Origin of the sequence: Paenibacillus albiflavus (genome assembly GCF_004344915.1) — a bacterium.
GTDB lineage: Bacteria > Bacillota > Bacilli > Paenibacillales > NBRC-103111 > Paenibacillus_AM > Paenibacillus_AM albiflavus.
Map to the genome: position 1 here is coordinate 310,359 of NZ_SKFG01000001.1, position 21,519 is coordinate 331,877.

General features: G+C 42.2%; 25 protein-coding genes and 2 riboswitches. Of the genes, 7 read left to right on the forward strand and 18 right to left on the reverse strand.

Going from position 1 to position 21,519, the window contains the following annotated elements; genetic code table 11:
* The first annotated feature begins 12 nt into the window (after positions 1-12).
* A complete protein-coding gene (locus E0485_RS01510; RefSeq protein WP_132415832.1) occupies positions 13-360 on the forward strand; it encodes a winged helix-turn-helix transcriptional regulator in 348 nt (115 codons plus the stop codon).
* A 64-nt stretch (positions 361-424) separates the two neighbouring features.
* Here the strand turns inward: E0485_RS01510 and E0485_RS01515 are convergent, their stop codons facing one another.
* The 8 genes from E0485_RS01515 to gcvH all read right to left on the reverse strand — a co-directional run bounded on the left by E0485_RS01515 (position 425) and on the right by gcvH (position 7,408).
* On the reverse strand, positions 425-1,357 hold the full coding sequence (locus tag E0485_RS01515) for an alpha/beta hydrolase (RefSeq protein ID WP_132415834.1): 933 nt from the start codon (positions 1,355-1,357) through the stop codon (positions 425-427).
* 46 nt (positions 1,358-1,403) lie between these two features.
* Positions 1,404-2,234: an alpha/beta hydrolase gene (locus E0485_RS01520; protein WP_132415836.1), complete on the reverse strand. Its 831-nt coding sequence runs from the start codon at positions 2,232-2,234 to the stop codon at positions 1,404-1,406.
* Positions 2,235-2,248: 14 nt separating this feature from the next.
* The gene (locus E0485_RS01525; RefSeq protein ID WP_132415838.1) at positions 2,249-3,331 is read right to left on the reverse strand and encodes a sulfate/molybdate ABC transporter ATP-binding protein; all 1,083 of its coding nucleotides are present in this window, start codon (positions 3,329-3,331) and stop codon (positions 2,249-2,251) included.
* 2 nt (positions 3,332-3,333) lie between these two features.
* Entirely contained in the window at positions 3,334-4,191 is an 858-nt protein-coding gene (gene cysW, locus E0485_RS01530; RefSeq protein WP_132415840.1) for a sulfate ABC transporter permease subunit CysW, read from the reverse strand.
* Between the two features lie 28 nt (positions 4,192-4,219).
* Positions 4,220-5,071 (reverse strand): sulfate ABC transporter permease subunit CysT, encoded by an 852-nt coding sequence (cysT, locus tag E0485_RS01535; RefSeq protein ID WP_132415842.1) that lies wholly within the window; start codon positions 5,069-5,071, stop codon positions 4,220-4,222.
* Positions 5,052-6,119 carry a sulfate ABC transporter substrate-binding protein gene (locus tag E0485_RS01540; protein ID WP_407944819.1) on the reverse strand — a complete coding sequence of 356 codons (1,068 nt, stop codon included), beginning with the start codon at positions 6,117-6,119 and terminating at the stop codon, positions 5,052-5,054. The genes cysT and E0485_RS01540 overlap by 20 nt, the downstream gene beginning before the upstream one ends.
* A gap of 293 nt (positions 6,120-6,412) precedes the next feature.
* Entirely contained in the window at positions 6,413-6,889 is a 477-nt protein-coding gene (locus tag E0485_RS01545) for an acyl-CoA thioesterase (protein ID WP_235857346.1), read from the reverse strand.
* A 132-nt stretch (positions 6,890-7,021) separates the two neighbouring features.
* Complete coding sequence (gene gcvH, locus E0485_RS01550; RefSeq protein WP_132415844.1) at positions 7,022-7,408, reverse strand: glycine cleavage system protein GcvH; 387 nt, start codon at positions 7,406-7,408, stop codon at positions 7,022-7,024.
* Between the two features lie 192 nt (positions 7,409-7,600).
* A riboswitch (glycine riboswitch) is annotated at positions 7,601-7,786 on the forward strand.
* 3 nt (positions 7,787-7,789) lie between these two features.
* Positions 7,790-7,893, forward strand: a riboswitch (glycine riboswitch).
* Positions 7,894-8,004: 111 nt separating this feature from the next.
* Here gcvH and gcvT point away from each other — a divergent pair.
* The 6 genes from gcvT to trxA all read left to right on the forward strand — a co-directional run bounded on the left by gcvT (position 8,005) and on the right by trxA (position 14,056).
* Positions 8,005-9,099, forward strand: coding sequence for a glycine cleavage system aminomethyltransferase GcvT (gene gcvT / locus E0485_RS01555; protein WP_132416451.1), 1,095 nt, complete (start codon positions 8,005-8,007; stop codon positions 9,097-9,099).
* 29 nt (positions 9,100-9,128) lie between these two features.
* Positions 9,129-10,481: an aminomethyl-transferring glycine dehydrogenase subunit GcvPA gene (gcvPA, locus tag E0485_RS01560; protein WP_132415846.1), complete on the forward strand. Its 1,353-nt coding sequence runs from the start codon at positions 9,129-9,131 to the stop codon at positions 10,479-10,481.
* On the forward strand, positions 10,481-11,974 hold the full coding sequence (gene gcvPB, locus E0485_RS01565; RefSeq protein WP_132415848.1) for an aminomethyl-transferring glycine dehydrogenase subunit GcvPB: 1,494 nt from the start codon (positions 10,481-10,483) through the stop codon (positions 11,972-11,974). Before gcvPA ends, gcvPB begins: the two co-directional genes overlap by 1 nt.
* 158 nt (positions 11,975-12,132) lie before the next feature.
* A complete protein-coding gene (locus E0485_RS01570; RefSeq protein WP_165921042.1) occupies positions 12,133-13,182 on the forward strand; it encodes a PdaC/SigV domain-containing protein in 1,050 nt (349 codons plus the stop codon).
* A 182-nt stretch (positions 13,183-13,364) separates the two neighbouring features.
* Entirely contained in the window at positions 13,365-13,739 is a 375-nt protein-coding gene (locus E0485_RS01575) for a MerR family transcriptional regulator (RefSeq protein ID WP_132415852.1), read from the forward strand.
* On the forward strand, positions 13,736-14,056 hold the full coding sequence (gene trxA / locus E0485_RS01580; RefSeq protein WP_132415854.1) for a thioredoxin: 321 nt from the start codon (positions 13,736-13,738) through the stop codon (positions 14,054-14,056). The genes E0485_RS01575 and trxA overlap by 4 nt, the downstream gene beginning before the upstream one ends.
* Before the next feature lie 92 nt (positions 14,057-14,148).
* Here trxA and E0485_RS01585 read toward each other — a convergent pair whose 3' ends face one another.
* From E0485_RS01585 to E0485_RS01630, 10 genes are all read right to left on the reverse strand, one after another.
* Positions 14,149-14,835 carry a 4'-phosphopantetheinyl transferase family protein gene (locus E0485_RS01585; RefSeq protein WP_132415856.1) on the reverse strand — a complete coding sequence of 229 codons (687 nt, stop codon included), beginning with the start codon at positions 14,833-14,835 and terminating at the stop codon, positions 14,149-14,151.
* A gap of 62 nt (positions 14,836-14,897) precedes the next feature.
* The gene (locus tag E0485_RS01590; protein ID WP_132415858.1) at positions 14,898-15,686 is read right to left on the reverse strand and encodes an aminoglycoside adenylyltransferase domain-containing protein; all 789 of its coding nucleotides are present in this window, start codon (positions 15,684-15,686) and stop codon (positions 14,898-14,900) included.
* A 27-nt stretch (positions 15,687-15,713) separates the two neighbouring features.
* Positions 15,714-16,532 (reverse strand): SPL family radical SAM protein, encoded by an 819-nt coding sequence (locus E0485_RS01595; RefSeq protein WP_132415860.1) that lies wholly within the window; start codon positions 16,530-16,532, stop codon positions 15,714-15,716.
* A gap of 26 nt (positions 16,533-16,558) precedes the next feature.
* Positions 16,559-17,491 carry a carbohydrate kinase family protein gene (locus tag E0485_RS01600; protein WP_132415862.1) on the reverse strand — a complete coding sequence of 311 codons (933 nt, stop codon included), beginning with the start codon at positions 17,489-17,491 and terminating at the stop codon, positions 16,559-16,561.
* Between the two features lie 12 nt (positions 17,492-17,503).
* Positions 17,504-18,070, reverse strand: a complete 567-nt coding sequence (locus tag E0485_RS01605) for a nucleotidyltransferase family protein (RefSeq protein WP_132415864.1) — start codon at positions 18,068-18,070, stop codon at positions 17,504-17,506.
* A 113-nt stretch (positions 18,071-18,183) separates the two neighbouring features.
* Positions 18,184-18,633, reverse strand: a complete 450-nt coding sequence (locus tag E0485_RS01610; RefSeq protein ID WP_132415866.1) for a hypothetical protein — start codon at positions 18,631-18,633, stop codon at positions 18,184-18,186.
* Between the two features lie 52 nt (positions 18,634-18,685).
* Positions 18,686-19,093, reverse strand: a complete 408-nt coding sequence (kapB, locus tag E0485_RS01615) for a sporulation phosphorelay system protein KapB (RefSeq protein ID WP_132415868.1) — start codon at positions 19,091-19,093, stop codon at positions 18,686-18,688.
* Positions 19,094-19,198: 105 nt separating this feature from the next.
* Positions 19,199-20,512 (reverse strand): RNA polymerase factor sigma-54, encoded by a 1,314-nt coding sequence (gene rpoN / locus E0485_RS01620; protein WP_165921043.1) that lies wholly within the window; start codon positions 20,510-20,512, stop codon positions 19,199-19,201.
* 114 nt (positions 20,513-20,626) lie between these two features.
* Positions 20,627-20,956 (reverse strand): thioredoxin family protein, encoded by a 330-nt coding sequence (locus tag E0485_RS01625; protein WP_132415872.1) that lies wholly within the window; start codon positions 20,954-20,956, stop codon positions 20,627-20,629.
* Positions 20,957-20,967: 11 nt separating this feature from the next.
* Positions 20,968-21,483 (reverse strand): hypothetical protein, encoded by a 516-nt coding sequence (locus E0485_RS01630; protein WP_132415874.1) that lies wholly within the window; start codon positions 21,481-21,483, stop codon positions 20,968-20,970.
* Positions 21,484-21,519: the final 36 nt, after the last annotated feature.

Here is a 21,519-nt window from a genome sequence, read left to right on the forward strand (position 1 = left end):
AGGAGTTTACCAATGGATGATAGCTGTGAAAAAAAACGAGGAATTGAAACTGCCTTAGACATTATTGTTGGAAAGTGGAAACCAGTGATTTTGTATTTCATTTATTGTAATGAAGTTCTGCGTTTTAGCGAATTACAACGCCTGATTCCTGATATTTCAAAAAAGATGTTGACAGCTCAACTAAGGGAACTAGAATATCATGACATTATTCATCGAAAAGTGTACCCGCAGGTCCCACCGAAGGTAGAATATTCTATAACAGAATATGGAAAGGAACTCGCACCACTACTTGAAGCAATGCAACAATGGGGAAAGAAACATATGGAACACTTATTAGAGCTTTATGGAGAAATTGAATAAAAAAATGGATAGAGATTCAGATATATTCTGGAGGCTCTATCCATTGTTATTTTCACCAAACATATTAGGACGTATGTGTATTTAACCAATTGATGACATCCTGAGTGACTTCATCCCGATTCACTTCATTGAGCATTTCATGTCTTCCCTCAGGGTAGAGCTTATAAGTCATATCAGTAAAGCCACTCGTTTCGTACAGCTTTACTAGATTACGGATTCCTTTGCCCATGTTGCCAACAGGATCTCGATCGCCAGCAAAGATATAGATCGGCGTATCCTTCGGAATTATGCTCAAGTTCTCTTGAAGATGAAGTTCTTTGAGACTTTGAAAAAAATCACGATAAAAACCAGCCGTAAATTCATGAACAATCAAAGGATCGCTTAAATAAGCATCGACCTCTTGTTCATCTCGACTCAGCCAATCCGCTGTTGTCCGATTCGGTTTAAACTTACGGTTAAAATCACCGAAGGTCAGACGATTCAAAAGTTTACTGATATAACGATCACCTTGCTTATCAGCTTGTCGATTAGCCAACATATGTCCAAGTGTTAAATCAATTCCACGTTTGCCATTCGTTCCTGATAAAATAATGGCATTCACCTTGCCAGGGAACATAAACATATATTTCTGTACGATAAAGGAGCCCATTGAATGACCCATTAAGGTAAGCGGAAGATCTGGAAATTCTTCACGAATATGATTGGTTAATTGATCCACATTACGGACCATCCAATTGAATCCATCCGTTCCTATATACCCTCTATCTTCAGGTGAGGTTGTATTTCCATGACCTCGATGATCGTTCGCATAAACCATATATCCAGCATTTGCTAATGATGTTGCAAAGCGCTCATATCTTGCGCCATATTCTCCCATTCCATGTACAAGCTGCACGATCCCTCGATAACTCGTCGCATCTTCATTATCTGGCAGCCATCTGTTCACATAAATATGTATATTCTGAGGATCGGTTAAGGTAAATGTATCCTTGCGCATACTACTCCTCCAATCTGATTCTACAAAGTATTATACAGAAAGGTAGTCAAATGTTCCAATCATACCAACCTTCTTGAGGCGCAATCATCCGAATCAGCCACTCGCCAGTAACCTGAAGCAACTCGTTAACCGAACATTGAGATGAATAGGTATGATCTGCTTGCTGAACCAAATGCAGCTCACAACTACCCGTTGATCGCAACGCAAAATGATTCTGATAAAGAGGTGCATAATCAACAGGAATGACCTCATCTCCTGTTCCATGCACGACGAGTACATCGCCATCATATTTACGCAATTGGATGAGTGGCTGTTCTGAAGCAAGCGATTTAAAAAACCGCTGTGTAAATCCATATCCATTATGATCAAGTACACTAGTTGAAGTTAGTCTTGCATATTCCTCTCGGCCTACGATGTTCACTAGATCATGATGCGGATAAGCAACAGCCGACCACATGACAAGCTTCTTCACACGTGAATCTCTGGCTGCAGTGAGCAGTGCTGAAGCCCCACCTAAGCTGTGTCCAAGTAAAATAACGCGATCTGGATCAACATGTTCTAGACTGATTGCATAATCAAGAACACTTCGTGTCTGAATAATTAGCTCGTCCAAACCACTCGCACCGTAATCTCCTGTACTTTCACCGCAGCCACCATAGTCAAACCGAAGAACTTTAAAGCCGAGTGAAGATAAATGACGTGCCGCTTTAACAAACAATCTGTTAACACCTATACGGGTACCAATAAAGCCGTGGCAGATAATAATTATCGGCCACGAACCATTTTGGACTAGCAAATCTTTGCTTTCATGTTCAGGAATATGGAGTGTTGCAGCTAATTGGGCTTGCGGGCTATGAATTGTAATTGAATGTTCCACTTTATCTTCCCCTTCTAACGTATATTCACAATACCGTAGTCAGCATTTCGCAAACTAAGCTGCTGCTTCCAGCTGTTCTCAACGGCATAAGACTCATTCTTGTTAAATACATACAAGCGATGAATAAGTACTTTTATAGAATCACCTAGCTTCGGTGTCTGTCTCTCTAAAGAACGGTAAGCGAATAATCTTAGCCCGCACACCTCAACTTCCACTTGCCAGCTATGACCTCTGAAGGTTACATTGCGAACGATGCCATTCTCGGTCGGCGCTGACTGCGGAATTTCATGATCATATCCAATTTCGATAAATTCAGGTCTTACTATCGCTTGTTCTTGCTCATCCACATGCTCAAACCCCTTAAGGACGGATACCTCATTCAAAATATTCGTTTCTCCAATAAATTCAGCAACAAATGGTGTCTCTGGATACTGATAGATCACATAAGGCGCACCCTTCTGCTCGATTTGTCCATGATTTATGATCATAATCTCATCCGCTACCTCTACAGCTTCATCCTGATCATGTGTTACGAATATTGTCGTAATGCCTAATCGATCAATCGTTTCCTTCAACCACCCTCTAAGCTCCTTACGGACTTTAGCATCTATCGCTGCAAAGGGCTCATCAAGAAGTAGTAGCTGCGGCTCTGGTGCTAATGCTCTGGCGAATGCCACGCGCTGCCTTTGGCCACCTGATAATTGCAGGGGCAGTCGATGCTCTAACCCTTTTAGACCCGTTAATTCGAGCAGTTCATTGACTCGTTCATTGATTTGAGCTTTGGAACGTTTCTTTACTTTTAGACCAAATGCGATATTCTCTTTGACCGACATGTGCTTAAATAAGGCGTAATTCTGAAACACAAAGCCGATATGTCGCTCTTGAGGTGTAAGTTCATTCACCCGTACGCCATCAAAAAATATATCGCCTGCATCTGGATGTTCAAGACCTGCCAGAATGCGTAGAATCGTTGTTTTACCACCACCGCTCGGACCGAGGAATCCAATTAACTTACCATTATGAATATCAAAGGATACTTGATTGGCTGCCAAATGGTTACCGAACTGTTTAATAAGTCCACGAACCTCGATATGCATGACTAAAGTTCCCCGCTTTCCTTAAGTAATTGCTGAGTACGCTGAGCCTTCCATTCAACCAATCCTTTGATGATCATCGTTATTAGTGAGAACAATACAAGCAGAGAGGCTACGGCAAAAGAGGCTGAAAATTGATATTCATTGTACAGAATTTGAATATGCAGAGGGATCGTATTCGTCAATCCCTGCACATGTCCTGAGACGACTGAGACCGCTCCAAATTCCCCTATTGCTCTTGCGTTACACAGAAATATCCCATAGATTAATCCCCACTTAATATTAGGTAATGTGACGCGCCAGAATATCCGCCAGCCCCGAGCACCTAAGGTTGCGGCAACCTCTTCCTCCTGTCTGCCTTGCGACTGCATGAAAGGAATTAGCTCACGAGCAACAAGCGGGAACGTAACGAAGATCGTCGCCAGCACCATCCCTGGAAGAGCAAAAATAATCTGAATATCATGTTCAGTTAACCAAGGACCCAGCCATCCACGAATTCCAAATACTAAAACGATGGAGAAGCCGACTATAACGGGGGATACGGCCATTGGTAAATCAATTAATGTCATTAACAAACTTTTGCCACGAAATGTAAATTTAGATAAAAGCCATGCGACTGCAATACCAAATATCGCGTTAAGAGGAACGGTTATTAAAGCGATCTTAAGTGTAAGCTTGATCGCCTCTACTGCGTTTTCATCAACTAATGAATCCCAATATAGTTTGATGCCTTGAGACAATCCTTGAATAAATACAAGGAGAAGTGGCAAGACGAGCATGACGATCAGGAAAACAGCTGCAATTCCGCAAACAACCCATTTACCCCAACCAGTGTGATGCTGTTTTGGACGGACGAATGCCATATGTTCACCTACCCTTTAGATCAAGTCGTTAGTTTATCCGTCTGCTTAAACGCCATTGCAAATAGTTCGTAACTAGCAGCAAAATAAAGGAAATTACGAGCATCACCGAAGATATAGTTGCCGCACCCACATAATCAAATTGCTCTAGCTTCGTCATAATGAGAAGTGGCGCAACTTCGGTGCTCATCGGCATATTGCCCGAGATGAAGACAACTGAACCATATTCGCCAACACCTCTGGCAAAGGCAAGAGCAAAGCCCGTTAACAAAGCAGGGTATAGTCCAGGTAGGATTACTCGTATAAATACGCTTATGCGAGAGGCTCCAAGGCTTGCAGCAGCTTCTTCTGTGTCAGGCTCTAGTTCCATCAAGATGGGCTGTATCGTTCGAACAACAAACGGCAAACCAATAAATGTCAAGGCTACAACAATCCCAAGTGGTGCATAAGCAACATGTATGCCGAGTGGCTCCAGAATCGATCCTAGCCAACCTTTGTGCGCATATAATGTCGTTAAGGCAATACCTGCAACTGCTGTAGGTAGTGCAAACGGCAAATCAATCAAGGCATCAATCAGTCGTTTACCTGGAAATTTGTAGCGTGACAGCACCCATGCAACGATAAAACCGAACAACACATTGATGAGTGCAGCAACGAGTGAAGCACCGAAGCTTAATGCATAAGAAGCAAGTACGCGCTCTGACATAATAATGCTCCAGAATTTCGTCCAACTTATGCCGGCTGCATAAATAAAAACAGCTGACAGAGGAAGTAAAATGAGCAAGCTGAGATAAGTAATGGAGAAGCCCATCGATAACCCAAAACCAGGAAGAATTGATTTTTTTGAGCCTTTGCTCACGATATTAGTGCTGATAAATTTCATCAAATATGCCTCCGTCTGCAAAATGCTTCTTCTGCACTTTATCCCAGCCTCCATAAGCAGGATCGTCAAGCGAGAACAGCTTAATCTTTGGGAATTGATCCGCATATTTGTCTGCTACACTTTGCATTTGTGGGCGAAAATAATGCTGTGCAGCGATAGTCTGCCCTTCTTCGGTATACATGAACTTCATGTATGCTTCTGCAGCTGCCCTTGTACCTTTGTGATCAACAACCTGATCGACAACAGACATAACAGGATCTGCACTAACAGAGATGGATGGCGTTACGATCTCTACATGCCTGCCTGGCTCGTTCGTTGCAAACAGAGCTTCACTTTCCCAAGCGATTAATACATCCCCAATATCCTGCTCTAGGAATGTCGTCATCGAATCACGCGCTCCAGAACCAAGAATAGGCACATTTTTATACAATGCAGTGACAAACTCCTTGGCTTTATCTTCATTCTGATCAAATGCTTGCAACGCATATCCCCATGCACCCATGTAATTCCATCTTGCTCCGCCTGAAGTCTTGGGATTCGGTGTAATGACACTAACGCCCGGCTTCACCAGATCATTCCAATCGTGTATCTGCTTGGGATTGCCTTCTCGCACAAGAAAAACAATGGTTGAGGTAAACGGTGAAGGTCCTGAAGACATGCGAGTTCGCCAGTTAGGGTCAATTAACCCTGCCGATTTAACCCGATCCATATCGTAAGATAAAGCAAGTGAAACGACATCTGCCTGTAAGCCATCATTAACGGTTCGAGCCTGCTTACCAGACCCGCCATGCGACTGCCTGATGAGGACCTCTTCGCCTGTCTTAGCTAGCCATTCATCGGCAAATACTTTATTCATGTCATCGAATAGCTCACGAGTAGCATCGAAGGACACATGAATTAATTCAACTGATTTTGGGGAATCCGTTGAATTCGATCCACAAGCTGTAATGCCGAAGATTAACAACAAGCTAATGATAAGTTTGTAGCGTACAACGCTGCTAATGGATTGTTTACGATTCCGAATTGCAAGCACATCCTTCCATCGCAAGTGGGCGACTGACCCTATTACAATAGCCTATGTAAGAACCAGCTGATCGGACAATATTAAATTATTCATATATGATTACTCGGAATTATTGTAGCATGAGTCCGCCTGATTGCCAACTAGAAAATTCCAGTTTACGAATACAATTAGCATAAATGGATCATTTGGAGCAGCTATTACAAATAAAATAAAGGATCCACAGGTATTTACTTCAAGAGCTTCACCTCTCGTTCACCTGCAAATCCTTAAATATATGTGTGTTATGGATACCTCGAAATCCTTTATTTACAACTGCATTACTGCATAGCCGCACGCTTCAGCTTTCGTTCATGGTAGCGTGATTCGCCTAGCTTAAATAACCGCTTCTCTTCATCTGTCTCTGGAATTACTTCTGGCACCTGTGCTGGCTTATGATTATCGTCAAGACCAACAAAGGTTAAGAAAACGATCACCGCCTGCTTTTTCAAACCTGTCAGCAAATCTTCTACTATCCCAGTGACTTGAATTTCCATCGATGAACGATGAGTCCATATAACAGACGCTGTAAGCTCAATCGCTTCTCCAAGTCCAACTGGGCTAATAAACTGCGCTTCGCTTGATGCGGTTACTACAGGTCTTTGACTATGCCTCATCGCCGCTATTGTAGCAACCTTATCTACGGATTGCAGCAACGTTCCGCCGAATACGGTACCATGATAATTCGTTTGACCAGGTAAAATAATGTCTGTGCTGATCGATCTCGATTGACTGACTGTTTTTGCCTCTATACTCATGATCCTTGATCCCTCTTTCTGTGTAATACAGCTTGTACAATTATCTCAAGAAATGACAAAAAGCCAAGACATATGGGAGTTCTCCCCTTATGTCTTGACACATTGTAAACTATGTAAGAACAAAGATCAATGTTATTCGTTTGTATAAGCTTCGTATTCAGCAGCAGTCAGCAAACCTTCAAGCGCTTCACGGCCACTAATTTCAACTTCGATCATCCAGCCATCCCCGTACGGGCTGCTGTTCACTAGTTCTGGAGCGTCTTCAAGTGAAGAGTTAACAGAAGCTACTTTACCGCTTACTGGACAGTAAATATCAGAAACCGTCTTCACGGATTCAACGCTTCCAACGCTGTCGTCTTGAGCAACCTTAGCACCAACTTCAGGCATTTCAACGAACACGATATCCCCTAGTTGGTTTTGAGCAAAATCTGTAATCCCGATTCTAACTTTGTTATCTGATAACACTTCAACCCATTCGTGCTCTTTTGAATATAATAAATTTGACGCTACTTGACTCATTGTGCTCGACCTCCGATTTACGATATCGATATAAGGTTAAATCAAATAAAACACCAAAGTCAAGTTATATGTATTTCTACGTGCAAATACGTTAGAAACCGTTTCCTTTTTGCTATTGACAAAATGTTCTGGATAATCGTTAATATTAAGTGTAAAATGAATGAGTCTAACTTATCATTATTAATATGGCGGATGATCATACAGGGAGAGATTACGCAAGGAGAAACGGCTTCGCCGTACTTAAAGACGGCGCGTTTCTTAAGGTGATACTTAGAATTTATGATACGAATGTTATAAATTCTATATCACCTAACGTAACGCCGAAGGAGTAAGCCCATGCTGGGTGAATCTCTCAGGCAAAAGGACTTGTATGGGACGCATCTCTGGAGAGCTTTGCTTGACGCTGGATCAAGTAGACACCCATGGGGAAACTTGAACCATCTTGAACGATGTCTCAAGGACACTCTCAGGTACAAAGGACAGAGCAAAAAGAACGCATACCCTATATGCGCGCTTTTTGCTCTTTTTTTGTGTTTTAATTTATGTTTTCTAGGCTTAAATTCTATGAAAAATCAAAAATGAACAAAGCGAAGGTGATTCGGATGCTAAAAAGAACGCCCCTATTTCCGATTTACAACGATTATGATGCACGTGTCATTGATTTTGGCGGCTGGGAGCTTCCCGTACAGTTCGCTGGTATTCAGAAAGAGCATGCAGCAGTACGCGAGCAAGCTGGACTATTCGACGTATCTCATATGGGTGAAGTTAACGTAAGTGGTAGTGACGCTGTTAATTATTTGCAAAAGCTAACGACTAACGATGTAACGAAAATCCAAATTGGACAATGCCAATATAGCTTAATGTGCTATCCTGATGGCGGAGTTGTTGATGATCTGCTTGTCTACCGCACAGGTGAAGAGGCTTACATGCTCGTTATCAATGCTTCCAATATTGACAAGGATTTGGAATGGATGCAGCAGCATCTCGAAGGAGATATACAACTCGATAACATTTCGGACACTACAGCACTACTTGCGCTTCAAGGGCCGAAGGCTGCGCACATTCTTAGCAAATTAACTTCTGCTCCACTTAACGAACTTAAAGTCTTCAGATTCTTCAACCAAATCGAGGTTGCAGGCGTGAACGCACTTGTATCACGTACAGGCTACACAGGAGAAGATGGCTTTGAACTGTACATCGCTTCAGATGATGCTATTCATCTCTGGAAGAAGCTGCTAGAAGTTGGTGATGCAGATGGTCTTGTTCCTGCAGGTCTTGGCGCACGCGATACGCTTCGTTTTGAGGCTAAATTGCCGCTTTATGGACAAGAGCTATCGAAGACGATTTCTCCGCTGGAAGCTGGCGTATCCTTCTTCGTAAAGCTTGATAAAGGTGATTTCATTGGACGAGAAGCACTCTCTGTTCAGAAGCGGACCGGTATTCCTCGCAAGCTTGTTGGTATTGAAATGATCGGCAGAGGCATTCCTCGCTGTCATTATCCCGTCTACTCAACGGAAGGCGCGCAGATCGGTGAAGTGACAACTGGCACACAATCCCCTACTTTGAAAAAAAATGTTGGCTTAGCCTTAATTGACTCCTCCTTCTCCGCTTTAGATACAGAGCTGGATGTAGAAATTAGAGGATCGAAGATTCGCGCTAAAGTGGTGGCAACACCTTTTTATAAAAAATAAATCATCCCACAATGAGGAGAAGAAACGACATGAACCATCGCTATTTACCGATGACCGCAGAAGATCAGAAGCAAATGCTGGATACGATCGGCATTCAATCCATTGATGAGTTATTTAACGACATTCCTGATGATGTTCGCTTCAAAGGTCGTTTGAACGTTGCAGAAGCACTTGATGAGGGTGCATTACTTCAATATATGCGCAGATTGGCAGGCAAAAACGCTGATTTCGATCAATACTCTTCTTTCCTAGGCGCTGGCATTTATGATCATCATCTGCCTGTTGTTATTAATCATGTGATCTCACGCTCTGAATTCTATACAGCTTACACACCGTACCAACCAGAAATTAGCCAAGGCGAATTGCAGGCGATCTTTGAATTCCAGTCCTACATTTGCGAACTGACTGGTATGGCAGTAGCCAACGCATCGATGTATGACGGAGCAACGGCTCTTGCGGAGGCTGGTGCTCTTGCGAGCGGTGCGACCAAGCGCAAGCGCCTGCTTGTCTCCCGCGCGGTACATCCAGAAGCTCGACAAATCCTTACGACGTCTGCGAAAGGCCTTGGCCTCGAAGTCGTCGAGATTGCTTGCGAGCAAGGTGTTACAAGCGCATCCGATCTCGCGTCCAAGCTGGATGCGGACACCGCTGCAGTGATCGTCCAATCGCCGAATTTCTTCGGCGCTGTGGAAGATCTCGCAGTGTTCGAGCCGCTTGCGCATGACGCGGGCGCACTGCTCGTCGTGAGCGCGAATCCGCTCACGCTGGGCTTGCTCGAAGCGCCTGGCAAGCTAGGCGCTGACATCGTCGTCGGCGATTGCCAGCCGCTTGGGATCTCCGCTTCGCTAGGAGGCCCAACATGTGGCTACTTCGCCGTCGCAGACAAATGGATGCGCCGCATGCCAGGGCGCATCGTAGGGCAAACCGTCGATCGCCAAGGCAAACGCGGATTCGTGCTCACGCTGCAAGCGCGTGAACAGCATATCCGCCGTGAGAAGGCGACGTCGAACATTTGCTCGAACCAAGCGCTTCTCGCTCTCTGCGCGTCTGTATACCTATCGACGCTAGGCAAGCGCGGCATCCAAGAAGTCGCCGCACTTAACGTACAGAAAGCTCACTATGCTGCTTCTCGGATTCAATCCTCCAAGAAGCTCTCGCTCGCAAATGACAGCAGCTTCTTCAATGAGTTCTTGATCAAGTTGCCAGAAGGAACAGACATTAAGCAGATTAACGCTAAATTGCTGCTATCAGGCTTCATCGGCGGTTATCAAGTGGATCGCGATTATCCTGAACTTGCAGGTCATATGCTGATTGCCGTTACAGAGCAACGCAGCAAAGAAGATATCGATCAATTCATCGAATGCTTGGAGGTGCTCGTGTAATGACACAGATCACTACGGATTCCCAAACGGAAGTTAAACACGATAAAGCGCTTATTTTTGAATTAAGTCACCCAGGTCGTGTAGGCTATTCCCTGCCAGTTTGTGATGTACCCGAACAAAAGCTTACCGATTTAATCCCTGCCAAACTTCTCAGACAACAGCCTGCGGAATTGCCAGAGGTATATGAAGTCGATGTTATTCGCCACTATACGGCACTATCCCGTCGTAACTTTGGTATCGATAATGGCTTCTATCCACTCGGTTCCTGTACCATGAAATACAATCCGAAAATTAACGAGGATGTTGCTCGTTTTGCTGGATTTGCCAAAATCCATCCTTACCAGCCTGAAGAATCCATTCAAGGCGCGCTAGAACTGCTGTACAACTTGCAGCAAGACCTTGCTGCTCTAACAGGAATGGATCGTGTAACGCTTCAACCTGCTGCTGGTGCGCATGGCGAATGGACTGGACTTATGATGATCAAAGCGTATCATGAGAGCCGTGGCGAAGCTCGTACGAAGGTTATCGTGCCTGATTCCGCTCACGGAACCAACCCTGCGAGTGCAACGGTTGCTGGCTTTGAAACAGTGACAATTAAGTCGAATGATCGTGGTCTAGTCAATATTGATGAGCTGAAGAAAGCGGTTGGATCCGATACTGCTGCCTTAATGCTTACGAACCCGAATACACTCGGTCTATTCGAGGAACAGATTACAGAAATTGCGGCAATCGTTCACGATGCTGGCGGTCTACTCTATTACGATGGTGCGAATACGAACGCTATTATGGGCATTACACGTCCTGGTGATATGGGCTTTGACGTTGTTCACCTTAACCTGCACAAAACGATGAGTACGCCTCACGGCGGCGGTGGCCCTGGTGCAGGACCAGTAGGTGTTAAATCCCTACTCGTTCCGTTCCTACCTACTCCGATGGTAGAACGCAATGAAGCTGGACAATACTACTTCGATTACAATTATCCAGAATCCATCGGTCGAGTAAAAGGCTTCTATGGCAACTTCGGTATTCTTGTTCGTGCTTATACTTATATGCGTACGCTTGGTCCAGATGGTTTACGCAAGGTTTCGGAATATGCCGTTCTAAACGCAAACTACATGATGGCACGTCTTGCACCGTACTACGACATTCCATTCAAGCAAGCATGTAAGCATGAATTCGTCATGTCCGGTAATCGTCAAAAAGAACACGGCGTGCGTACACTTGATATTGCCAAGCGTCTGCTCGACTTTGGCTATCACCCACCAACTATTTACTTCCCACTTAATGTGGAAGAAAGCATCATGATCGAGCCAACTGAAACGGAAAGCAAAGAGACACTAGATAGCTTCATCGATACGATGATCCAAATCGCTCAAGAAGCGATTGATGATCCAGAGCTAGTCATTCATGCGCCTTACTCCACTGTTGTCAGTAGACTTGACGAGACACTTGCAGCACGCAAACCAGTTCTAAACTGCGCTTGTGGTTCCTAATCTAGATCAAATATGAAGGGTTGACGAAATTATTTCGTCGACCCTTTTTTTGTAAAATCATTTAGTAAGTGTAACCTTCTAGTAACCAAATTTTTCACATATAGAGCTATACTGTAATTGTTAAGACATTAATAAGGCACAGAGAGAGGATGGAAGTTATGAAAAAAATGAAGAAATCAATTGCTGTATTATCCGCACTTGCGATGACATTAAGTATCTCAGCAACAGCTTTCGCTGCTGATAATCAGGCACGAGGCATTGTCATTGACGGACAGAAAGTTGCAGATACATCCCAGATAAAGAATGATCAGTTGCTGCTTCCACTCCGCAGTATTGGGGAAGCTAGTGGCTATAAAATTGGCTGGTCTGCTCCTAACCATCAGATTACATTAACAAAAGATGGCAAGAACATTACCATTTCATTAGATGATCAGACTTATACCTTCAACGATCATAAGAGCTTCCTGCAAGATGAGATTCAAATGATTAATGAGCGTACATATATTACTTCCGATCTCGTTAGAGCGATTTTGGGATTCAAGGTGACAAGCAGCCAGGATAACCAATTAGTGGAATTAACTACTCAAAAGCAGAACACCATTACAATTCGTAATGTAAAAGATAATGCAAAATCTGATCAATTGACGTTGGATATCCAATATCCACAAATCGAAGGATTAGCTGATGCAAAAGTTCAAGAAGAAATCAATAAAGCCTTTGAGCAATATGTGACAGCGATCAAAGATCAAGCCTTGAAGGATCAGAAGGATAATGCATCAACTGAAGCTGGCGACGCTTATAAAACAGAAGTTGCAATCAACTACGACATCAAATACAACCAAGACAATGTGTTAAGCGTTGTGTTCGATCACTACGCGTATACAGGCGGAGCACATGGCAATACCGTTCAAAGCTCCTACAATTTTGACTTGCAAACAGGTCAAGATTTAAAGTTAAAGGATCTTTATTCAGAAGGTAAAGACTTCACTAGCCTGATCAACCAAGCAATCAAAAAACAAATGGATGAGCAGAAACAAACAGAGAACTTATTAACTCCCTTTGAATCCATCGCTGCTGATCAGCCTTTCTACATTGCAGATAACAATCAATTGGTGGTCTACTTCCAGCAATATGAGTACTTCCCATATGCAATGGGTATGCCAGAGTATGCCGCTACTTTTGACGGAATTCCTGCACAAGCCAAGTAAAATAATAAGTACATGATTATTACCACCCCATAAGGGTAGTTGGGATATTTCTCGACAACCTTTACGGGGTGGTTTTCTTTATTTTCGGGTTTATAATGGAATTATTTAAAAAGCAGTTGACTCTCACATTAATGTCACAGTTTATAATAAACTCACAACCTTCAGTATAGGAGTTGTATCTAGTGAAAATTGGAGAATTGTCCAAATTAACAGGTGTCAGCGTTCGATCCCTTCGATATTATGAGCAGCAAGGCTTGATAACTCCTCAGCGCCTTGATAATGGATATCGAGAGTATCATGTACTTACCGTTGAACAAGTAAATACCATTCAGTTTTATTTGAAGCTTGGTCTATCAACTGAGCAAATTTCACGATTCCTCCAATGTGTTCTTATCAGTAAAGAAGCATTCTGCAAGGAAGTGATGCCAATTTATCAAGCAAGACTTAAAGAGTTGAATGAGCAGATTAATCAGCTTACCTTAATCAAGTCAAATTTAGAGGAACGCATTCAAGCCATACAGGCTGACTGCGTACAATATGGAGGGAAACTCGAATGACAATACGGAATATAAACGACACGAACTATAAAGAAGCAATTGATGCTAAAGGTGTGACGCTAGTAGATTTTACAGCACCATGGTGCCCACCATGCAAGGCTCTGAATCCAATCTTGGATGACTTAGATCAGAAATATGGAAAATCAGTACAGATTATTAAAATTAATGTAGATGATTCCCCAGAAGTAACTTCTGCATATGGCATTATGTCGATGCCAACTGTTATGTTGTTTAAAGATTCCAAACCGGTCGAGAAGTTTGTGGGGCTAAGAAGCAAAGATTTCTATGAAGGTCTTATAACGAATTACATTAAATAACAATTAAGCAGCTCTAAACCACCCCTTTTTCATAAAGATGGTTAGAGCTGCTCTTTATTTATTATTTGGTTGATTTCACTTAACAAATATTCTTACATCATGTTAAATATTTGAATCATCTTTTGAAAAGATGAAACATTAAAATCTTCAGATATGTATTTATGCATTGCGCAAACTGCCAATTTATATTCAGGATGAAAATCGTACTTTTTTAAAAAAACTTCTTCCCTTTCTTGATGAGAAATAAATACAATTTCCTTACTTAATAAACGAATTGAGAAAGAATCTAAAGGAATTGACAAGCCTTTACCAAGCATTTTGATATAGCTTTCTTTTAATGTCCATAAATCAAAAAAGTATGAAGTTCTAGAATCTCTATCTTGTTGATATAGATCAATCACCTCTTGTGTAGAAAAAAATCGGTCTGCTATCTGTAAATCTATATCTTGTAACATTTCTATGTCGATTCCAATTGGTTGATTATCTACAGCACATACAATCCAATTTCCTGAATGAGATATATTGAAATGGAATCCGGGGTGTCCTATTAATTGAGGTTTGCCATAGGAATTATATTTAAATTCAATCTTGGCATTCTCAATGAAACACTGTTGCATAATGATGGATCGTATAAACAAATCCGCACATAATACTCGATGTGCATCTTGTTTAAAAACAAACTTTCGAATACGATTTGCCTTTTCAGGAGACACTTTGGTTAATAAATTTTCAAAGACACCTTCGTTTAATTCTTGGATTTCCAAAACAAAAACTTCCAATCAGGTTACTCCTTTCAATAACAATTAAGCAGCTCTAAACCACCCTCTTGTCATAAAGATGGTTAGAGCTGCTTTTTATCTTTCAATTGGTTGATTTCACTTAACATATATTCCGCATAACCGACTAGATCATACTGTTCAAATACTTTAGGATCTTGCCCTAATCCAACATAAACTTGAAGACAATGTTCAATAAGCCCGTGATATGCCCAAGGAAGGACATGCATCCCCCACTGACCGCCTTCAAGCTTGGAGGTGATCTGACCTTCCCGCAGGAAGCACAGAACTCTACATAAATTCAGCGTATAATAAACAGGTGCATCTTTAATATGATGTGGAGCGCAGTTTACATCCGCAACAATCGAATTCATGTAATAACGGAGACCTACTGGTTGACCCAGCTCTTCCATCTTTGGTCCAACTAACGCAATTCCACGATGATAGGCAATCACCAGATGTGCTGCTAAATCCGGATCCTCCGCCCCATCGCCACCACACACATAGTTCACATCTGTTAGGTATCGCTCATGGTGGTTGTCTGAATAATGAAGTTCGAATGGCGTTGGATATTTAAAGCACTGAAGATAAGTTTCAAGAAGGATACTTAGTTCAATACCAGATGCACATGGCAATTGCTCACGAAAAGCTGCTAATCTATTGCCTATGCGCCTTCTACTATTAATTGTTAGCTCTGATTTCACAATAACCAGAATATCGATATCGCTCTGATTCGGATTGTAGCAGCCCATAGCTAAGGAGCCATGCAAATACATGCCTATGAGATTATTTCCCAGCTCACTTTTCATCAAATCAACCAATCGGTCCAGCATAAGTTGTACTTTTTGATCCATTCAACAACTTCCCCTTAAGCATATATTCTAACTAAATCCCTCTGTACTAATCTTGATATTGTCTGGAGAGAAATAGGCTTTCATTTGTTCATATACTTTCTTATAAGCATTAGGGTCATACCATTCATCCAGATCATGCTGTTTATACAGTTCTTCAATTTGAAGCTGCTTCGTTCGGCGACCATTACTTCCATCACCCATAAAAAAATCATCAATACATACCCGATTTGTCACTTGAGCAAGTATACTGCCAAATCGGTCTGAGGATGGTAGAACGGGAGCTACTGCTACCTGCGTTGGCAGCCCGGCTTCTGTTAACTGCTTCAAAGCATGAAGCCTTGCAGCAAGAGGTGGTGAAGCTGGCGCCATAATTCGGCGCACATCTTCGAGGTCCGTTTCGACTGTCACACTGATGCGAATCCGATCCTTCAGGCGAAGAAACAAATCCATATCACGTGTTACAAGTGGACTTCTTGTCTGAACAAATAGGAAATCAGGCATTTCTTCTATCATGACTTCAAGCAGCGATCTCGTAATCTTTTCCTTATATTCAACAGGTTGATAGGGATCTGTACTGGAAGACATAAAAATACGAATCGGCTGTTCTCTACGCCTCAGGCTGCGAATTTCCTTGCGCAGTAATTCAGCTGCTCCAGCTTTCAGATCCACCCAAGTTCCCCATTCTTGTTTGCGAAAGAGCGCTACAGGTAATCTTCGCACATAACAATAGGAACAGGAGAATGCGCAGCCTACATATGGATTCAGAGAATGAGTATATCCGCTAAGGAATCCACCAGTTGATGTCAGTATCGTTTTGGGACTTGATACCTTCGTATAGATACTCATTCTCCAGTCACCTCTTTGTTTGTAATTTATTTGCTTTCTTCCATGAAAGCTTGTACTTCCTGTTCCGATGGCGCAGCACTTGCACCACCAATTCGTAGTGTTGCCATCGCTCCACAAGCGCATGCAAACCGCAACATTTCTTCTTTATTACTACCTTGTAAATAACGATAAATTAAGCCTGCGTTGAAGGAATCCCCTGCACCTGTTGTATCGATTGGCGTTACAGGGAATGGTTTCCCCCATGTCTGATTCCCATCTTTGTCAATGAGAACAGCTCCCTTTGAGCCGCATTTAACCGCAACAATATGATGTTTTGACGGCAGTTTGCCAATTGCATCTTCCAAATCTGCTACTGCATAAATCTCCATCAATTCATCCTCACTAGGAATAAATAAGGATGTATGCTCCATTAATTCGGAAATTTGCTCAGCATACCATTTGCCATGAATATCCCAGCCTGTATCGAACGAGGTACTAATATTCGCAGCTTGCGCTTGCTTGAACACTTCTAGCCAATGCTCTCTCATATCTTCCTGCAAATAATAAGAGCCAAAGTGAATATGAGCAGCCTGTTCAAATAAATCCTTTGGAAGATGATCTACAGTCAGGTGTGGAATCGCGCCCATGTAAGTAAGGAAAGCACGGTCCTTCTCTGTTGATAAAGATACCGTTGCACCCGTTTTCATCGTCTTATCTATCGTTATGTATCTCGTATCGACACCTCTTTGCTGCAGCTGCTCAATACAGAAATGACCAAATTGATCATCACCCACAACGCTCACTAGATGTACATTTAACCCCAAGCCAGCAAGTCCAGAAGCAGTGATCGCGGAAGAAGAGCCAAGTACAATATCGAATGAATCGAGCAGCTTCTCTCTATTCCACTCGGGTACTACATCCTTCCCCTTCAGTATAATATCTACATTTAATTCACCAAGTATAAACACATGATTTCTCATACGATCAACCACCTATTCAATTTGTAATTTAGGCCAGATTTCAATCCAATTTTTAGTAGAAACCCGGTTTTCATATTTTGCTCGATCATGAAAGAAAGGGCTCTGTCTAACCCTACATTCAAATATATCATCTAATCCATGTGGACATAAGTAGGTAATCCGATCATCCTCTTCCAATCGAATCGCAATTCCTGTTACATTCTCAGGCCAACGACTTATTGCATTCTCAATTCCCGTATAAGGCTCTATACCATAACCGATATGCATTCTGGCTTGGTTCTTGACTGACCATATCGGATTACCTGTTTGTTCGATTAGCATTTGCTCATATTGAAGATCATTCACTTCATCCAATTGTTCAGGATCGTAATAGATGACATCGATATCATTAAGCGGAGTGCGATTAACATAACCATGGATATGATCCCAAATATAATTGCGAATGTATCCGGCTGCGATATAGCTTTCAGGCATTTTCAGCTCGCGAATTCGCTCCAGGTCGCGCATTATTTCACGGTTATTACGGATGAGGGCCAGAAATTCTTCATCATACTTGGATCGAACCTTGTTTGACTGCATGTTCACACACTCCTACGAAACTTAATATTTCAATTTTTAATCGAAGACAAAAAGGCAGTTACTTCGTCAAACAACACAGTAACTACCTTTTATATCAAACTGATATAAAAAAACTACTCGCCAAGAATTTTACGAATGGATTCTTCATCTGTCTGTTTTGAAGCCTTCAGTTCCTGCAATTTGGTCATCATTTCCACAATCTCAGGATCGAGCTCCTCGATAACTTCACCCGGGTCAAACCAGATATAGGATCCAATCGGACCGTTCCTTAGAAACCGATTATGCCAATGGTCAGGATAAGTATAAGGTTGTTCACTGAACATGATGCCAAGCACATCGTCATTCTCTAATGGCATCAGGTAATGAAACTGTTCCTCTGTACCTCCCGCAGCAACATCCTTATGCATATAAGCATAGTGGAGATAATGCTCCCCGGTCTCTGAATCTTTTATAATTTCATAACTTTCATATTCAGGAGCAGCTAACTCCTTAATTGTTGTCAGACGCTCTTGCAGCTGATCAGCAGCAACCTTGTCTTGTTTCGTCCATGATACGGCCATCATCTTACTCCTCCTTAGATCCCCAAAAAGAAAGCCCTGCTTTTATTTGGCAAGGCTATTTCCTATATCTAGTCTCTACCTGTTCCACTGCGAAGCCATAATCACTTGCTAACCCTTGCAGTTCACCAAGTGAGCGCTGTGCCCATAGTTCAATCAGCTGAACACGATTCATCTCTTTATTAAGGGCATGTAATAGTGATGCCTTATAATCGGGTACTTCGCCACGATAAGGTTTTAGACTTGATGCTTCAACCAACGTGATTTCACCGAATGCATGCGCCCTCCGTTGAAAGAATCGCTTCGCGTCGCCTTTCATGGGATGATGCAAATCCCCCTGATCGGGATGTTTAATCACTGCAAGAACCTTGACCGCATATCGATTGGAAGGCGTAATTTCAACTACTTCCCCTATATATTCCCCCGTATTATAAACAGCAATAACCTGATCGCCTGCTTGAACCATTCATATACCTCCTCTAGTACGTCCAATTCATCATCAAGAATGTTTAAACTAATGGTAATCTTCTTGAAACAGATCGTCAAGTTTACGATCCTTCATGCGATTGAGTTAATCTGGTCTGCCAGTCGCTCGAAGTCTAGAGGATACAATATGAAGCTCTTCTCGATACTTCATAACCGTTCGTCTCGATATTTGCATCCCTTCTTTGACTAAAATATCGGTTATTTGCTGATCAGAATAAGGCTTAGACTGATCTTCATTCGCAATCAATTTGCGTATAAGAGCCTTAATACTTTCAGATGAGGTTACTGCCCCATCATTCGTCACGAGTCCATTGGTAAAAAAAGATTTTAACTCAAATAAGCCCCGAGGTGTCTGCACATATTTATGAGCAATCGCTCTGCTAATTGTCGATTCATGCAATTGCAATCGATTTGAAATCGCTTTCATATTCATTGGTTTTAAACTGTGAATGCCATTATCCAAGAAGGCATGCTGTTCTTCAACAATGCTTTCTATCACACGCAAAAGCGTTGTCCGTCTTTGCTCCAAGCTGCGTGCAAGCCACTTAGCGGAGTAAGCGTATTCACGCAAGAATGTCCTTGCTTCCTTATCTTGTTTCAAATAGGCCAAATCTTTGTGATAGGGTCTAACATTAATTTGTGGATAACTTCTCTCGTTCAAAATAACCGTATAGCCGTTAACGCTGCGTTCGATGAATGCATCAGGTACTACATACTTGGGTATTGAATGATTATATGCTAAACCAGGACGTGGATTGAGTTGTCTAATCAAGCCAAGAACTTGCTTCACCTCATCAACGGTGATTTGTAAACTATCTGCGATTCGCTTAAATTTGCTGCTTGCCAGTTCATGTATGAAGCTGCTTATGATTGCATAGGCAGAAGAGTTTATTCCATCCATTCTGTTAAGTTGAATTAATAAGCACTCCTGTAAATCTCTCGCCCCAATACCAGCTGGCTCCAAGGATTGAATATCCAATAAGGCTTGCTTTACAACCTCAATCGGTTGATCTAAATGAATAGAAGCTTCTTCTAGACCTACAGATAAGTACCCATGCTCATTCAAATTCCCTGCTAAATATGCCGCTGCACGATACCTACTTCCCGTTAGACCTAATACGCGCAGTTGGCTGATTAGCATATCTTCTAATGTTTCTTCATAGCCATGCATCCAATCTGTTTCATCATACTCCTCTAGCTGATAGGATACTTTCTTACGCCGCAGCTCCAAATCTGAATCATACACGACCTCGATAAGCGGGTTCTCTGCACACTGCTCCTGTAGATATTCCGTTAAATCGACTGAAGGCATTTGTAAAATATGAATTGCTTGAACAAACCGTGGTGTAATCGTTAAGCTAGTATTCAAAGTTTGGGATAAGTTGTTCTCGAGCTTCAATATTTTCACCTACCCATATGTTTGATACCCTCATCATAACAGATACAGAGCTTGAATTAACAGCATTGTTTGCATCAAAAATCGATAAGAATCAAGAAAAAAAACGTACAAGAACTATTGAAGTTCTGTACGTTTATTGAGCGGACGAAGCTTATTCAATAAGTTCTCCACAGATTCCATTCGGTAAATTCGTTCCTTCACTTGTCCCTGCTCGATAATAGCGATGCAAGGCACACTTTGAATTTGCCATTCAATACTTAATTCAAGCATATAATTCAGATCGCTTTGGAATAAAGGTAGATCTGGCTCCATTACTTCAACGATCGACAACATCTTCTTCGTTACACTACATGTCCCACATATTGGTGTATATAGAAACAAGGCGAAGGAAGATGAGCTGTTAGTTAACTTCTGGCCTAGATCCTGCCTGCTCAACTCCTGCATCCTTATCCCTCCTAGTTATGCTCAGACAGCCATTGCAAACTTTGAAGCGTATACTCCACAAGCCTAGGCAAATCCTCAGCATTCTGCTCATTCAGCTTACGCCCGAACATCAAGATCACGGTAATATCGCTTCTTGGATCGTTTTCCTCGTAAACGTAGGATACAGTTTGGCGAAGTAGCGGTCTGCCTTCCCACTGTACTGTGAATTCTTTTTGGATCATAGCACACAGAGCCTGCGGGTTAAGAGATGAAGTATAGAACTTAATCTCAATGAGACAACCAGCTTCTTGTGTTTCACCGTTCAACAATTCTGCTGCAAGGTCTGTCAATGTAGCTGTTAATACGATCTCAGCACTTGGTGAAGCACTAGCATGGGCTCGAAATCCAATGGAGTAGTTTCTCGAAACAGACGATAAATCAATTACGTCACTGCGAGAAATGATACATAAATTTCCGCTCATATCTAAATCGTAAACAGCGCCTTCCAATACAACCTTAAGATTATCGAAAATCACTGGATCAAACATGTTAATCCCTCCATGAAGAATGTATCTTAAGGAGTA

What these genes read in the sequence shown, in the direction of transcription:
- E0485_RS01510 (WP_132415832.1), top strand. Translation starts at nt 13, where the DNA reads ATGGATGATAGCTGTGAAAAAAAACGAGGAATTGAAACTGCCTTAGAC.
- E0485_RS01515 (WP_132415834.1), bottom strand. Translation starts at nt 1,357, where the DNA reads ATGCGCAAGGATACATTTACCTTAACCGATCCTCAGAATATACATATT.
- E0485_RS01525 (WP_132415838.1), bottom strand. Translation starts at nt 3,331, where the DNA reads ATGCATATCGAGGTTCGTGGACTTATTAAACAGTTCGGTAACCATTTG.
- cysW (WP_132415840.1), bottom strand. Translation starts at nt 4,191, where the DNA reads ATGGCATTCGTCCGTCCAAAACAGCATCACACTGGTTGGGGTAAATGG.
- cysT (WP_132415842.1), bottom strand. Translation starts at nt 5,071, where the DNA reads ATGAAATTTATCAGCACTAATATCGTGAGCAAAGGCTCAAAAAAATCA.
- E0485_RS01545 (WP_235857346.1), bottom strand. Translation starts at nt 6,889, where the DNA reads ATGAGTATAGAGGCAAAAACAGTCAGTCAATCGAGATCGATCAGCACA.
- gcvH (WP_132415844.1), bottom strand. Translation starts at nt 7,408, where the DNA reads ATGAGTCAAGTAGCGTCAAATTTATTATATTCAAAAGAGCACGAATGG.
- gcvPA (WP_132415846.1), top strand. Translation starts at nt 9,129, where the DNA reads ATGAACCATCGCTATTTACCGATGACCGCAGAAGATCAGAAGCAAATG.
- gcvPB (WP_132415848.1), top strand. Translation starts at nt 10,481, where the DNA reads ATGACACAGATCACTACGGATTCCCAAACGGAAGTTAAACACGATAAA.
- E0485_RS01570 (WP_165921042.1), top strand. Translation starts at nt 12,133, where the DNA reads ATGAAAAAAATGAAGAAATCAATTGCTGTATTATCCGCACTTGCGATG.
- trxA (WP_132415854.1), top strand. Translation starts at nt 13,736, where the DNA reads ATGACAATACGGAATATAAACGACACGAACTATAAAGAAGCAATTGAT.
- E0485_RS01590 (WP_132415858.1), bottom strand. Translation starts at nt 15,686, where the DNA reads ATGGATCAAAAAGTACAACTTATGCTGGACCGATTGGTTGATTTGATG.
- E0485_RS01595 (WP_132415860.1), bottom strand. Translation starts at nt 16,532, where the DNA reads ATGAGTATCTATACGAAGGTATCAAGTCCCAAAACGATACTGACATCA.
- E0485_RS01600 (WP_132415862.1), bottom strand. Translation starts at nt 17,491, where the DNA reads ATGAGAAATCATGTGTTTATACTTGGTGAATTAAATGTAGATATTATA.
- E0485_RS01605 (WP_132415864.1), bottom strand. Translation starts at nt 18,070, where the DNA reads ATGCAGTCAAACAAGGTTCGATCCAAGTATGATGAAGAATTTCTGGCC.
- E0485_RS01610 (WP_132415866.1), bottom strand. Translation starts at nt 18,633, where the DNA reads ATGATGGCCGTATCATGGACGAAACAAGACAAGGTTGCTGCTGATCAG.
- kapB (WP_132415868.1), bottom strand. Translation starts at nt 19,093, where the DNA reads ATGGTTCAAGCAGGCGATCAGGTTATTGCTGTTTATAATACGGGGGAA.
- E0485_RS01625 (WP_132415872.1), bottom strand. Translation starts at nt 20,956, where the DNA reads ATGCAGGAGTTGAGCAGGCAGGATCTAGGCCAGAAGTTAACTAACAGC.
- E0485_RS01630 (WP_132415874.1), bottom strand. Translation starts at nt 21,483, where the DNA reads ATGTTTGATCCAGTGATTTTCGATAATCTTAAGGTTGTATTGGAAGGC.